This window comes from Streptomyces sp. NBC_01142, from assembly GCF_026341125.1.
Classification (GTDB): Bacteria; Actinomycetota; Actinomycetes; order Streptomycetales; family Streptomycetaceae; genus Streptomyces.
In genome coordinates this window covers 368,818-382,183 of record NZ_JAPEOR010000002.1, presented here as the reverse complement: position 1 = coordinate 382,183, position 13,366 = coordinate 368,818, and the positions used below count along the sequence as shown (strand labels likewise).

11 protein-coding genes are annotated in these 13,366 nt (G+C 71.2%); 7 read left to right on the top strand and 4 right to left on the bottom strand.

The genetic code is table 11. The annotated features are described in order from the left end of the window. Positions 1 to 37: 37 nt before the first annotated feature. Both OG883_RS19095 and OG883_RS19090 read right to left on the bottom strand, forming a co-directional pair. Positions 38 to 2,236, bottom strand: a complete 2,199-nt coding sequence (locus OG883_RS19095) for a helix-hairpin-helix domain-containing protein (protein WP_266549196.1) — start codon at positions 2,234 to 2,236, stop codon at positions 38 to 40. Between the two features lie 2 nt (positions 2,237 to 2,238). Then, the gene (locus OG883_RS19090; RefSeq protein WP_266542500.1) at positions 2,239 to 3,222 is read right to left on the bottom strand and encodes an aldo/keto reductase; all 984 of its coding nucleotides are present in this window, start codon (positions 3,220 to 3,222) and stop codon (positions 2,239 to 2,241) included. 130 nt (positions 3,223 to 3,352) lie between these two features. Here OG883_RS19090 and OG883_RS19085 point away from each other — a divergent pair, with 130 nt between their 5' ends. Continuing rightward, the gene (locus tag OG883_RS19085; RefSeq protein WP_266542498.1) at positions 3,353 to 4,402 is read left to right on the top strand and encodes an LLM class F420-dependent oxidoreductase; all 1,050 of its coding nucleotides are present in this window, start codon (positions 3,353 to 3,355) and stop codon (positions 4,400 to 4,402) included. A 224-nt stretch (positions 4,403 to 4,626) separates the two neighbouring features. Next, positions 4,627 to 5,448 (top strand): ferritin-like domain-containing protein, encoded by an 822-nt coding sequence (locus OG883_RS19080; protein WP_266549194.1) that lies wholly within the window; start codon positions 4,627 to 4,629, stop codon positions 5,446 to 5,448. Here OG883_RS19080 and OG883_RS19075 read toward each other — a convergent pair. Next, positions 5,426 to 6,421 carry a magnesium and cobalt transport protein CorA gene (locus OG883_RS19075; protein ID WP_266549192.1) on the bottom strand — a complete coding sequence of 332 codons (996 nt, stop codon included), beginning with the start codon at positions 6,419 to 6,421 and terminating at the stop codon, positions 5,426 to 5,428. The genes OG883_RS19080 and OG883_RS19075 overlap by 23 nt on opposite strands. A 58-nt stretch (positions 6,422 to 6,479) precedes the next feature. Between OG883_RS19075 and OG883_RS19070 the strand changes: the two genes are divergently transcribed. The 5 genes from OG883_RS19070 (at position 6,480) to OG883_RS19050 (ending at position 11,988) form a co-directional block, all read left to right on the top strand. Further along, on the top strand, positions 6,480 to 7,166 hold the full coding sequence (locus tag OG883_RS19070) for a histidine phosphatase family protein (RefSeq protein ID WP_266542496.1): 687 nt from the start codon (positions 6,480 to 6,482) through the stop codon (positions 7,164 to 7,166). A gap of 100 nt (positions 7,167 to 7,266) precedes the next feature. Then, a complete protein-coding gene (locus OG883_RS19065; RefSeq protein WP_266542494.1) occupies positions 7,267 to 7,857 on the top strand; it encodes a DUF3090 domain-containing protein in 591 nt (196 codons plus the stop codon). Continuing rightward, positions 7,821 to 8,639: an SCO1664 family protein gene (locus OG883_RS19060; protein WP_266542493.1), complete on the top strand. Its 819-nt coding sequence runs from the start codon at positions 7,821 to 7,823 to the stop codon at positions 8,637 to 8,639. Before OG883_RS19065 ends, OG883_RS19060 begins: the two co-directional genes overlap by 37 nt. 767 nt (positions 8,640 to 9,406) lie before the next feature. Continuing rightward, on the top strand, positions 9,407 to 10,636 hold the full coding sequence (gene mshC / locus OG883_RS19055; RefSeq protein WP_266542492.1) for a cysteine--1-D-myo-inosityl 2-amino-2-deoxy-alpha-D-glucopyranoside ligase: 1,230 nt from the start codon (positions 9,407 to 9,409) through the stop codon (positions 10,634 to 10,636). A 383-nt stretch (positions 10,637 to 11,019) separates the two neighbouring features. Then, on the top strand, positions 11,020 to 11,988 hold the full coding sequence (locus OG883_RS19050; RefSeq protein WP_266542490.1) for an SMP-30/gluconolactonase/LRE family protein: 969 nt from the start codon (positions 11,020 to 11,022) through the stop codon (positions 11,986 to 11,988). Between the two features lie 154 nt (positions 11,989 to 12,142). On the opposite strand, the gene OG883_RS19045 is transcribed toward OG883_RS19050, so the two are convergent. Beyond that, entirely contained in the window at positions 12,143 to 13,147 is a 1,005-nt protein-coding gene (locus OG883_RS19045) for a PAC2 family protein (protein ID WP_266542488.1), read from the bottom strand. Positions 13,148 to 13,366: the final 219 nt, after the last annotated feature.

Below are 13,366 nucleotides of genomic sequence, written 5' to 3'. Positions count from 1 at the left end.
ACTTCGGCGAGTCGCCCAGGAGGCCGGGCCCGCTCGGTTATGGCGTCGGCGCCAGCAGGCCTTCCAGCAGCGGCCGCAGCCGCGTCGTACGGTCCTGGGACGGGGCCTCCGCCACCGCCCGCGGCAGCGCCTGGTCCACTCCGTGCACCACCGACAGATGGCGTTCGCCGCGGCTGAACGCGGTGTAGACCCACGGCCGGCTCAGCCCCTGTGCCGCATCCCCCGGCAGTACCACGACCGCCGCGGGCCACCGCATGCCGGCCGCTTGGTGCGCGGTCAGCGCCCAACCGTGCCGGACCGCCGATTCGACCCGCTCCTTCGGTACGACGACAGGCGTGCCCTCGCAGTCCAGGTGCAGGCCCTCCGCGTCCGCCGAAACGACCGTGCCGGTCAGTGTCCGGCCGACGGCCGGGGCGTACGCGACCCGGTCGCCCGGGTCGAAGCCGCCGAACCGTCCGGAACCCGGGTTCAGTCGTTGCTTGAGCGCCGCGTTCAGCGCGCGGGTACCCGCGGAGCCGCCGTGCCCCACGGTGATCACCTGGGTCTGCTCGGTCGGCACCCCGATGGCCCGCGGCACCGAGTCCGCGACCAGCTGGACCGTGCGGTGGACCGCCTCGCCCGCGTCGCGCACCGGCACGATGACGACCTCCTTGCCGGGCGCCTCCACCTGGTTCAGCTCGCCGATGCCGATGCCCGAAACAAGCTCTCCGATCGGGCCGGGGTCCGGTGTCCGGGAGGCGATCTGCGGGCAGGCCCGGGCGGCCAGTACATCCGCGAACACGCGGCCCGCGCCCGCCGAGCACAGCACACCGGGGTCGCCGCTCAGCACCAGACGGCTGCCGTCCGGCATGGATTCCACCAGCATCGCGGCGGTCTCCACGTCCAACTGCGGTGCGTCCAGCACGATCAGGAGGTCGAGCGCGAAGGCCCCGTCCTCGTCCCGGCCGGGCCCCTGTGCGCCGGAGAGCAGCCCGGCGACGGTGACCGCAGCGGCACCGAGCCGCCGCATGCCGTTCTCACTGTGGACCGCGACGACCGCGCGCAGGCCGAGCGCAACGGCGGCCTCGGCCAGCCCGACCGGCTCGCCCCGCGACGCCTCACCGCCCGTGTGCACGACCAGGCCACTCGCCGCGACCGCGCGCACCAGCTCGGTGGGTGCCGCCGCTTCCCAGACGGTGTCGGCGCCGGTCTTGGCCAGCCGTGCCAGTCCGTCCGCGAGGCTCTCCTCGGCGAGGGCGTACCGGTCCAGTCCCAGGAGCACCGGCACGGCCGGCCGCTCGGGCTCCTCGCCGTCCTCCCCGGCTTCCTCCACCTCGTCGAGGCCGTCCTGGAACACCAGCACGGCACCTTCGGCGATGGCCTGCTGCAGCGCTTCGTCGGGGTCGGGCACCGAGCGCTCGGCCAGCGCCCCGCGCACGGCCGAGGATTCCAGCGCCGTATGGCCCTGAAGCGCCGCGCGCTCCAGTTGCCAGGCGACGAGTGCCGCCGCCCGGCGATCGTCACCCGGGCCGCACTCGGTGCCGAGCAGTGCCCGGGCGAAGCCGTCGGCCTGCTCGGGGCGGACGCCCGGAACCGAAAGTAGCCGCCAGGGGTCCTCGCGCAGGGCATCCGCGGCGCGGTCGCCGAGCACATCCGCGACCTGAGCGGCCAGCGCCTCGGGTGCGCCGCCCTCGGTGAGCACGGCCCGTACATCCGCCACGGTCTCCGGCGCTGTCGTCCGCGGGGCCCGCGCGGGCTCCGGAACCCGGTGCCGCACGGCCTCGGCCGCCGCGGGTGCGCGCCTGGGGGCCGGTGCGGGGGAGTCGAAGAACGCGGTGCCGGCCTTCTCGCCGCTCTCCACGGCCCGTACCGCCGCGAGGAGATCGGCGGCCGGCCCGCTCAGCTTGGTGCCGCTCTCGATGGGCTCGGCCTTCTCGGCCTTGCGCTGCGCGATCCTGGCCTGCAACTCCCGCTGCGCGGCCAGCTCGGCCTCGGCCTCGGAGAGCTCGGTGGTCTTGTCGCCGCCGGCGGTCTCCCCCTCGGCGGAACCGTCGCCGGCATCCTCGGCGGCATCCTCGTCGGAACCGTTGCCGGCACCCTCGGCGGGCCCCGCGGCCGTGGGCGCCTCCCGCTCGGTGGTGTCCGAGGCCGGAGCCTTCGGAGCCCCGGGGGCCTCCGGCGCGTCCGTCTCGTCCGCGGGGGCGCGGTCCTCGGCCGGGGTGCCGGGGGACGTCCCCGGGGAAGGCCGGGAAGGCACAGTCACAGCGTGCTCCAGTCCTGGTCGGGATAGCGGTGCACGGGCGCCGACACATCGTCGAGCGCCTGGCAGATCTCGTCAGGAAGACTAAGGGCCTCCACTGACAATGCGGCCGTGAGCTGCTGCGCGTTGCGCGCGCCCACGATGGGGGCCACCACTCCGGGCCGGTCCCGCACCCACGCCAGCGCCACCTCGAGCGGCGTCGCGGCCAGCCCGTCCGCCGCCGTCGCCACCGCGTCCACGATGAGGCGCGCCGCTTCGTCGAGATACGGCTCCACGAACGGCGCCATCTGCTCCGACGCGCCCCGCGAGTCCACCGGAGTCGCGGTCCGGTACTTCCCGGTGAGCACCCCGCGGCCGAGTGGCGAGGACGGCAGCAGCCCGACACCCAGGTCGAGGGCGGCCGGCAGCACCTCCCGCTCCACCCCCCGCTTCAGCAAGGAGTACTCCATCTGTGTGCTGGCCAGCCGTGTCCGCACCCCCGGCGCGGCCAGCTGCCAGGTCGCTGCCTTCGCCAGCTGCCAGCCGCAGAAGTTCGACACGCCCGCGTACCGCGCCCGCCCGCTGCTGACCGCGATGTCCAGCGCCTGGAGCGTCTCCTCCAGCGGGGTCCCGGGGTCGAAGGCATGGACCTGCCACAGGTCGACATAGTCCGTCCCGAGCCGCTCCAGCGACGCATCGAGCGCGGTGAGCAGATGGCCCCGTGAGCTGTCGAAGCGGCGGTCCGGGTCGGGCACGCTCCCGGCCTTGGTGGCTATGACGAGATCGCGCCGAGGTACGAGCCGCTCGACGAGCTGCCCCAGCAGGTATTCGGCATCCCCGCCGCCGTACACATCAGCTGTGTCGACCAGCGTCCCGCCCGCCTCCCAGAACGCCTTCAGCTGGTCGGCGGCGTCGTGCTCATCGGTGTCCCGGCCCCAGGTGAGGGTGCCGAGCCCGATCCGGGACACACGCAGGCCGGTACGGCCGAGATGCCTCTGCTCCATGGGTGCCGAGATTACTGGCCAAGGGCCCACCCCGAGAGAGCCTGTGGACAACCTCCCCCTGCCGGATCGTGCGAACGCGCGCTAGAGTCCCCGGCACACGGACGTTACTGATCAGTAAGAGGGAGCGGTTATGCGGCTCGGCATCAACCTCGGCTACTGGGGCGCGGGGATGGACGGCGACAACCTCGCCGTCGCCAAGGAGGCCGACACGCTCGGCTACGACGTCTGCTGGGCCGCCGAGGCGTACGGCTCCGACGCCCCCACCGTGCTCACCTGGGTCGCCGCCCAGACCGAGCGCATCGACGTCGGCTCCGCCATCATGCAGATCCCGGCCCGTCAGCCCGCCATGACCGCGATGACCGCCGCCACCCTCGACTCCCTCTCCGGCGGCCGCTTCCGTCTCGGCCTGGGCGTCTCGGGCCCGCAGGTCTCCGAGGGCTGGTACGGCGTCAAGTTCGACAAGCCGCTCTCCCGCACCCGCGAGTACGTCGAGATCGTCCGCAGGGCGATGTCCCGCGAGCGCCTCTCCTACGAGGGCGAGCACTGGACGCTCCCGCTGCCCGACGGCCCGGGCAAGCCGATCAAGCTCACCGTCCACCCGGAGCGCGAGCACATCCCGCTCTACATCGCCGCCATCGGGCCGAAGAACCTGGAGCAGACCGGCGAGATCGCCGACGGCGCCCTGCTGATCTTCCCGTCCGCCGACCACCTCGAGGACACCGCGATCAAGCACCTGCGCGCGGGCCGGGAGAAGGCCGGAAAGACCATGGACGGCTTCGACGTCTGTCCGACGCTGCCGCTCGCGATCGGCGACGACGTGATCGGCCTGGCCGACATGTTCCGTCCGTACACCGCCCTGTACGTCGGCGGCATGGGCAGCCGCAAGCAGAACTTCTACAACCAGCTTGCGCAGCGCATGGGCTACGAGAAGGAAGCCGTCGAGATCCAGGACAAGTATCTTTCCGGCGACAAGCAGGGCGCGGCCGCGGCCGTCCCGCACCAGCTGATCGACCAGACCGCGCTGCTGGGCTCCGTGGAGCGGATCGCCGAGCGGATGCAGGCGTACGCCGCGGCGGGCGTCACCACCCTCACGCTGGCCCCGGCCGGCTTCACGCTCGACGAGCGGCTCACCGCACTGCGGGCGGGCACCGAGGCCATGGAGCGTGCCGGGCTCGCCTAGAACCGGGGGTGTACCCCGGGAAGTCCGCGGCCGTGGTGGGGGCTCGGGGGGTCTTCCCCGCCACGGCCGTCACGGAGCACAACGCATGAAAGGCTGTCCGGGTTACTGCCTCGGTGCCCTGCGCCTTCCTCCGTTCGGCGGAGTTGTCCGGCCCAGCTGTTGCCCCACCACTTGTATGGCATTTGACTATTTCTTTGCGGATGCCCTTCACGGAGGTGGCAGTGATGCTCTCGGCCCGAGGTCTTTTCCAGGAAATCATCGACAGTGACGATGCCTTCCAGCTCTTCTGCTCCATCGCCGCCAGCGGGGAGGCCCAGGGAGGCTGGGAGAACGCCCGTATCGCCGCCCTCGTGCCCGAGAGCATGCGTGCGCTCGCGCCGAAGATCACCCGGCACGGCGCGGACGAGGACAAGCACGGCCGGCTCTTCAGCGCACTGCTGAAGAAGCGCGGCCTGGAGCCGGTCGAGGTGCCGCCCGAGACCGACTACACACGGCTGCTCGAACAGCAGGGCATCGGCCTCACCCACGACAAGCTGCGCCGCGACGAGCCGCTGACCGAAAGGGACATCGTCGTCTATCTCTCGCACAGCCGGGTCACCGAGCAGCGGGCCGCCGACCAGATGGACATGCTGGTGAAGTACTTCGGCGACCACCCGGAAGTGGGCAGGGCGATCAGAATGATCGGCAGCGACGAGGACAACCATCTGGCGTACTGCCACGAGGAGTTGCTCCGGCTGGCCGCCGAGGGACACGGCCGTACCATCCAGCAGGTGCTGCGCGAGAGCGCCCTCGCCGAGATCAGGGTCTACCGCGAGGTGAGCCTGGCAGTGATGGGACACATGGGGCGCCTGCTGCACTGGCCCAATGCCAAGTCGGCCGCGCTGACCGCCGGTATCCACGGGATGTACGCGTACGAGCGGTTCGGCGGCTGGCACCGGATGGTGGATCTGAAGATGCCGGAGCGGCGGGGCGCCCTGGACGGACCCGCCACCGCGGCATCCGCTTTCCAGGGGCCGGCCGCGCCTACAGCCAGCCGCGGCGCTTGAACAGCCGGAACAGCCCGTAGACCGCCCCGGCCATCAGCAGCACCACCGCCGGATAGGCCCACACCCACCGCAGTTCCGGCATGTGATCGAAGTTCATGCCGTAGATCCCCGCGAGCATCGTGGGGACAGCGACCATGGCCGCCCATGCCGAGATCTTGCGCAGGTCGTCGTTCTGTTGCACGCCCATCTGCGCCAGATGGGCCGACAGGACGTCCGACAACAGCCGGTCCAACCCTTCCACCTGCTCGTTCACGCGCGTCAGATGGTCGCTGACATCCCGGAAGAAGGGCTGCGAATGCTCATGGACGAACGGCACGCCCGCGCTCGCAAGACGGCTCACAGGGGCCGACAGCGGCCCGGCGGCCCGGCGGAACTCCAGCACCTGCCGCTTGAAGGTGTAGATCCGCGATGCGCTGTGGCGCGTGCCGCCGCCGCCGCTGGGCGAGAAGACCTCCGTCTCCAACTCCGCCAGGTCCACCTGGAGCTCCGCGGCGACATCGATGTAGTGGTCGACGACCGCGTCGCTGATCGCGTACAGCACCGCCGTCGGGCCGTGCTTGAGCACCTCGGGCTCGGCCTCCAGACGTACGCGCACGGCATGCAGCGGCGCGCCCTCACCGTGCCGGACCGTCACCACGAACGAGTCGCCGATGAAGACCATCAGCTCGTCGGCGGTGACGGTGTCGCTCTCCGGCTCGTACACCACCGGCTTCAGGACCATGAACAGCGAGTCGTCGTACACCTCGAGCTTGGGGCGCTGGTGAGCCTTGAGTGCGTCCTCCACCGCCAGCGGGTGCAGCCCGAACTCCGCCGAAACGTGGTCGAACTCCTTCTCGGTCGGCTCGTGCAGCCCGATCCAGAGAAAGGCGTCTCCGGTGGCCCGTGCCTCGTCCAGGGCATCGGAAAAGTCGGACGGGCCCTCGGTTCGGCGGCCGTCGCGGTAGATGGCACAGTCCACGATCACGGCGCGTATTCTTCCCTGCCTCCGGCCCGAACGCACCCCCGGGTGCCGGTCCGCCTAGGCTGACCGCATGGCCACGCTGATCCTCGTACGCCACGGACGTTCCACCGCCAACACCGCGGGGGTGCTCGCAGGCTGGACGCCGGGCGTCTCCCTCGACGGACGCGGCGCCGCGCAGGCCGCCGCGCTGCCGGGGCGGCTTGCCGCCGTGCCGCTCGCCGCCGCCGTCACCAGCCCCCTGGAGCGCTGTCTGCAGACCCTCCAGCCGCTGCTGGACGCCCGGCCGGAGCTGCAACTGCACACCGACGAGCGGATCGGCGAATGCCACTACGGCGACTGGTCGGGGCGCAAGCTCGCGGAGCTCGCCGACGAGCCGCTGATGGAGGTCGTGCAGCAGCATCCGTCCGCGGCGGCCTTCCCCGGCGGCGAGTCGATGCGGGCCATGCAGGCGCGGGCGGTCGACGCCGTACGCGACTGGAACGAACGTATCGACGCGGCGCACGGCGAGGACGCCACGTATGTGATGTGCTCGCACGGCGACATCATCAAGTCCCTGGTGGCGGACGCGCTCGGCATGCATCTCGATCTCTTCCAGCGGATCCATGTGGAGCCGTGCTCGGTCACCGCGATCCGCTACACGCGCACCCGTCCCTTCCTCCTACGCCTCGGTGACACCGGGGACTTCGGCTCCCTGGCGCCGCGCGGGAACGGCGAGGGCGGGGCCGCGGTCGTGGGGGGCGGCGCGGGCGCACCGTGATCGCTTTCGCGCAGTAGGGTGGACGGGCCGAAAACCCGCACGTCCGCTCGCCGCTCCTCCGACAGCCGTCGATACCGACCGATCCCAAGGGAGACAGAACGTGTCCCGTCAGGTGTTCCTCTACGACCCGCCGGACCGCTTCGTGGCCGGTACGGTCGGGCTGCCTGGACGCCGTACGTTCTTCCTGCAGGCTTCCGCCGCAGGGCGCGTCACCAGTGTCGCCCTGGAGAAGACCCAGGTCGCCGCGCTCGCCGAGCGGATCGACGAGCTGCTCGACGAAGTGGTGCGCCGTACCGGGGGCAACGCGCCGGTGCCGGCCATGGCGCCCGCCGACGTCACCGACACCGCGCCGCTCGACGCTCCGGTCGAGGAGGAGTTCCGGGTCGGCACGATGGCGCTGGCCTGGGACGGCGAGGAACAGCGCATGATCGTCGAGGCGCAGGCACTCGTGGAGCTCGACGCGGACTCCGCGGAGGACCTCGCGGAGGCCGAGGAGCGGCTGCTGCAGGACGAGGAGAACGGTCCGCCGATGCTGCGGGTGCGGCTGAGCGGAGCGCAGGCCAGGGCCTTTGCCAAACGCGCGCTGGACGTCGTCAACGCTGGCCGGCCGCCGTGCCCGCTGTGCAGTCTGCCGCTCGATCCGGAAGGACACGTATGCCCGCGCCAGAACGGATACCGCCGGGGCGCGTGAGCTCGGTGGACCTGCTTGCCAAGGGCGAGCTCACTGTCCGTGGACGGGTTCGTGAGGCGTCCAACGCGGTGCTGTACTGCTCGGTCTCGTACGAGGGCGAACAGGCCCACTGCGTCTACAAGCCGGTCGCCGGCGAGCGGCCGCTGTGGGACTTCCCGGACGGGACGCTCGCGCAGCGCGAGGTGGCGGCGTACGAGCTCTCCGAGGCGACCGGGTGGGGCCTGGTGCCGCCCACGGTCCTGCGGGACGGACCGTACGGCCAGGGCATGGTCCAGCTCTGGATCGAGGCCGACCCGTCGGAGTCCCTGCTCGCCCTCGTCGAGGACGAGGAGCCGGGCGAGGGCTGGAAGGCGGTCGGTTTCGCGGAGGTGGGCGAGGGGCGTACGGCGCTGCTCGTGCACGCGGACGACGTGCGGCTGCGGCGGCTTGCCGTGCTCGACGCGGTGATCAACAACGGTGACCGCAAGGGCGGGCATCTGCTGCCGACGGCGGACGGGAATCTGTACGCGATCGACCACGGGGTCACGTTCAACGTGGACGACAAGCTGCGGACGCTGCTGTGGGGGTGGGCGGGGGAGCCGCTGCCGGCGGATGCGAGCCGGACGCTGACGGAGCTGGCCGCGACCCTGACCGAGGGCGCGCCGCTCGCCACCCGTCTGGCGGAACTGCTCACCTCGGCGGAGGTGGAGGCGCTCCGGGGGAGGGTGGGGGTGCTGCTGGGGGCGGGGGTGCATCCGCTGCCGTCGGGGGAGTGGCCGGCGATACCGTGGCCCCCGGTGTGAGTTCCCGAACCCGAAACTGGGGGGAGCCCCCAGGCCCCCACTACGTGGGGGAAGGTGGGTGTGGGGACTGACGCCCCCACACCCCCAGGGACGCCACCTTCGCGGCGCGAGACGTACGGGCACCGCCAACGAGCACCGGACTGCGTCGGCTTCCCGGCACGATGCCCCACACCCCCGCGGGGTGAGGCAGACATGCGAAGCCGATGCCCCACACCCCCTGGGGCACCGCCCACGCGACGCGAGAGACACACCCCCACGAGCACCGTCCACGCGACGCGAGGGGTACACCCCCAAGAGCGCCGTCCATGCGGCGCGACGCGAGAGGCACACACCTCACGAGCATCGACCGCAGCGAGCGGCTTACGGGCCACACCCCCACGAGCATCGGCCACGCGACGCGAGCGGCACGCCCCCCATGGGCGTCGGCTTTGCTGGGTGCGGCGCGTGCGGGCTTGGCTCCGGTCACGGGCGGGGGGACGCGCAGGGGTGGAGCCGGGACGTAAAGCGTGATGTGTGGCGCACGGGAAACGGCACCCTCACGGGGTCACCTTCAGCGCGCCGTAAATCGTGCAGTCCCGGCGCAACCCCGGAGCGGACCCCAAACCCGCACCCCCCAGGACCGGACACCCCAAGGCACCCACCCGCACCCCCCAGGACCGGACACACCGGAACCCCGCACAGACCCCCGCCATCCACAAGACTGCCTATCCGGCCAAGATCGGTGATCCGGTTCGTATACGGAACACCCGTCCGGTTAGGCTCATGACATGCATGCCTGGCCCGCTTCTGAGGTCCCCGCCCTGCCTGGCAAGGGCCGCGACCTCCAGATCCACGACACCGCGACCGGTGGTCCTGTGACCCTCGACCCCGGCCCCGTCGCCCGTATCTACGTCTGCGGCATCACTCCGTACGACGCGACCCACATGGGTCACGCGGCGACCTACAACGCGTTCGACCTCGTTCAGCGCGTGTGGCTCGACACCAAGCGGCAGGTTCACTACGTCCAGAACGTGACCGACGTCGATGACCCCCTTCTGGCACGGGCCATCCGCGACGGGCACGACTGGACCGAGCTCGCCGAGCGGGAGACCGCGCTGTTCCGCGAGGACATGACCGCGCTCCGGATGCTGCCGCCGCAGCACTACATCGGCGCCGTGGAGGCGATACCCGGCATCGTGCCGCTCGTCGAGCGGCTGCGGGACGCCGGTGCCGCGTATGAGCTCGAGGGGGACATCTACTTCTCCGTCGAGTCCGACCCGCACTTCGGCGAGGTGTCGAACCTCGACGCCGAGGCGATGCGGCTGCTGTCCGCCGAGCGCGGCGGCGACCCTGACCGCCCCGGCAAGAAGAACCCGCTCGACCCGATGCTGTGGATGGCCGCCCGCGAGGGCGAGCCGAGCTGGGACGGCGCCAGCCTCGGCCTCGGCCGGCCCGGCTGGCACATCGAGTGTGTGGCTATCGCTCTGGACCACCTGGGGATGGGCTTCGACGTGCAGGGCGGCGGGTCGGATCTCGCCTTCCCCCACCACGAGATGGGTGCCTCGCACGCCCAGGCGCTCACCGGTGAGTACCCCTTCGCCAAGGCGTACGTGCACGCGGGCATGGTCGCGCTCGACGGCGAGAAGATGTCCAAGTCCAAGGGCAACCTCGTCTTCGTCTCCAAGCTGCGCCGTGACGGTGTCGACCCCGCAGCGATCCGGCTCGCGCTGCTCTCGCACCACTACCGGGCCGACTGGGAGTGGACCGACCACGTTCTCCGGGACGCCGTCGAGCGGCTCGATCGCTGGCGCGCCGCCGTCTCCCGGCCCGACGGACCCTCCGCCGACGCTCTCGTCGAGGAGATCCGCGACGCACTCGCGAACGACCTCGACGCCCCCACCGCGCTGGCGGCCGTCGACCGCTGGGCCGCTCTGCAGCAGTCCGACGGGGGTACGGACGAGGGGGCACCCGGCCTCGCCTCCCGCGCCGTCGACGCACTGCTGGGCGTAGCGCTGTAGAGCCGCCCCGGCTGCGCCCGCCGCTCCTGGACGTGCCACCCGCGTGCGCTGGGTCCAGGAGCGGCGGACGCACGCCCGTGACGGTGTACGTGCCAACGCGCCGCACACGCGCCATCAGATCACCCACCAGATCACCAACACGGCTCAGGCCATGCGGCACTTGCCGCATGGCTGGCCTGTTCGCCGCCTTCGTCGCCCGCTCCCGAAGCGCACGCCGGCAGAGGATCGGCGTCCGGCCCGGGAAGGGTGTCATTACGTCCCGGAAGCCCTGAGCATTGCTGCTCGAAGGTGATGTAACGGGACGATCCGGCCATGTGCTGCGGAGGGGCCTGTCGTGTGCTGAGGTGGGAGTATCTGCAGAACGTTTGCCGGAAGGACGAGCCATGCACCCTTCCTTCGCACGTCGGAGAGTTCTCGGAGCGGCGGCCGCGTTCGGTGGCGCCGTGCTTCTCTCCCCGCTGGGCGGGGTGGCCCGCGCGGCCGGATTCACCGGACAGCGATGGCCCACCCGTTTCCCCCTGCCGGACGGCTTCCGGCCGGAGGGCATCACCATCGGATCGAGTCCGTACGCCTACTTCGGGTCGATCGCGAGCGGCGACGTCTACCGGGTGAGCCTGGCCAGCGGCCGTGGACGCGTCATCAGCCGGGGTCTCGGTGCCGAACACCCCGTGATCGGGCTGAAGATCGACCGGCGCGAGCGGCTGTTGTTCCTCTGCGGCGGTCAGAGCCGGGAGATCCGTATCGCCGACGCCCGCTCGGGCACACTGCTGAAGACCTATACCGTCGGCTCGGACAAGACGATGGTCAACGATGTGATCCTCACGCCGGGCGCCGCCTGGTTCACGGATTCATTCACACCGCAGATCTACCGCCTCCCGCTCGGCCGGCAGGGCGAGCCGGGAGGCAAGGTGACGACCGTCCCGCTGGGCGGCGACTGGGAGCAGGGGCCCGACTTCACGGCCAACGGCATCGCGCGCACGCCGGACGGACGCGCTCTGCTGATGGTCAACTCCATGGTCGGCGGCGGTGCACTGATGCGGGTCGATCCGCGCACGGGAATCGCGCGCCGCGTCGACATCGGTGACACCCGACTCCCCAACGGCGACGGGCTGTTGCTCCTCGGCCGGCTCCTCTATGTCGTACAGCAGCGACAGAACGCCATCGACGTGCTGCGGCTCAGCGACTCGGGGCTGCAGGGCAGGGCCGTCACCCGGATCACCGATCCGGAGCGATTCAAGGTGCCCACGACGGCGGCGGCCTGGGGCGACCGGATCTATCTGCCCAACGCCCGCTTCGACGTGCAGCCGACGCCTGACACGACGTACGACGCGGTGGCGGTCGACCAGGTCTGACAGGTCTGAGCGAGCGGCCGGCCGCGACGCACAACGGCGGGGCGGCACCTCATCGGTGCCGCCCCGCCGCTCCCTGCTGAACCTCGAGCCCCTGAACCTGCCGCTGAACCGCTGAACCGCTCAGTCCCCTGTGAGTACTTCGGACCGATGGACCTCAGTCCTCCGAGGAATCTTCCTCGTCCCCGGCCTCCGCCTCGGCTTCTGCCTCGGCTCCGGATTCCGGCTCCACCCGTGGAGGCTTCGGCGGCCGCGTGCGCCCGCTGGAGGTGTCGCGCAGATACGAACTGCCCTCGCCCCCGTCGGTCGCATGCCCCGGCCCGCCGTCGCGTCGCCGCAGATACCGCTCGAACTCGCGCGCGATGGCCTCGCCGGACGCCTCGGGCAGCTCCGCGGTGTCCCGCGCCTCCTCCAGCGTCTGGACGTACTCCGCCACTTCGCTGTCCTCGGCGGCCAGTTGGTCCACCCCGAGCTGCCATGCCCGTGCGTCCTCGGGCAGTTCACCCAGCGGGATACGGAGGCCGATGAGGTCCTCCAGCCGGTTGAGGAGCGCCAGCGTCGCCTTGGGGTTGGGCGGCTGCGACACATAGTGCGGCACCGCCGCCCACAGACTCACCGCGGGCACTCCCGCGTGCGTGCACGCCTCCTGGAGGATCCCGACGATGCCGGTCGGCCCCTCGTACCTGGTCTCCTCCAGATCCATCGTCCTGGCCAGATCCGCGTCCGAGGTGATCCCGCTGACCGGCACCGGCCGGGTGTGCGGGGTGTCGCCCAGGAGCGCGCCCAGAATGACCACCATCTCGACGCCGAGCTCGTGGGCGAAGCCCAGGATCTCGTTGCAGAACGAGCGCCAGCGCATGGACGGCTCGATACCGCGGACCAGCACCAGGTCGCGCGGCTTGTCGCCGCCGATGCGGACCACGGACAGCCGGGTGGTGGGCCAGGTGATCTTCCGTACCCCGCCGTCCAGCCACACCGTGGGCCGGTTGACCTGGAAGTCGTAGTAGTCCTCGGCGTCGAGCGCCGCGAACACCTCGCCCTTCCATTCCCGGTCCAGGTGTGCGACCGCGGTGGAGGCAGCGTCGCCGGCGTCGTTCCAGCCCTCGAACGCGGCCACCATGACCGGGTCGATCAGCTCGGGTACCCCCTCGAGCTCGATCACCCAGTGCCTCCTTCCGAAGTTCCCTTTCGTACGCCCCAACCTTACGGCTTACGGGGTCCCCCGCCGCAGCCCCCTTGCACGGCAGGGTGAACTTCGGCGAGCCAGGGCACACGGCGGGGATCCGGGGCATCCGAGAGCTGATTCATCACATGATTCATCCGAGCTGTGTACGAAATTGTTCGCCCCGACCCTGGACGTTGTCGCCTGAGCGGCGCTATA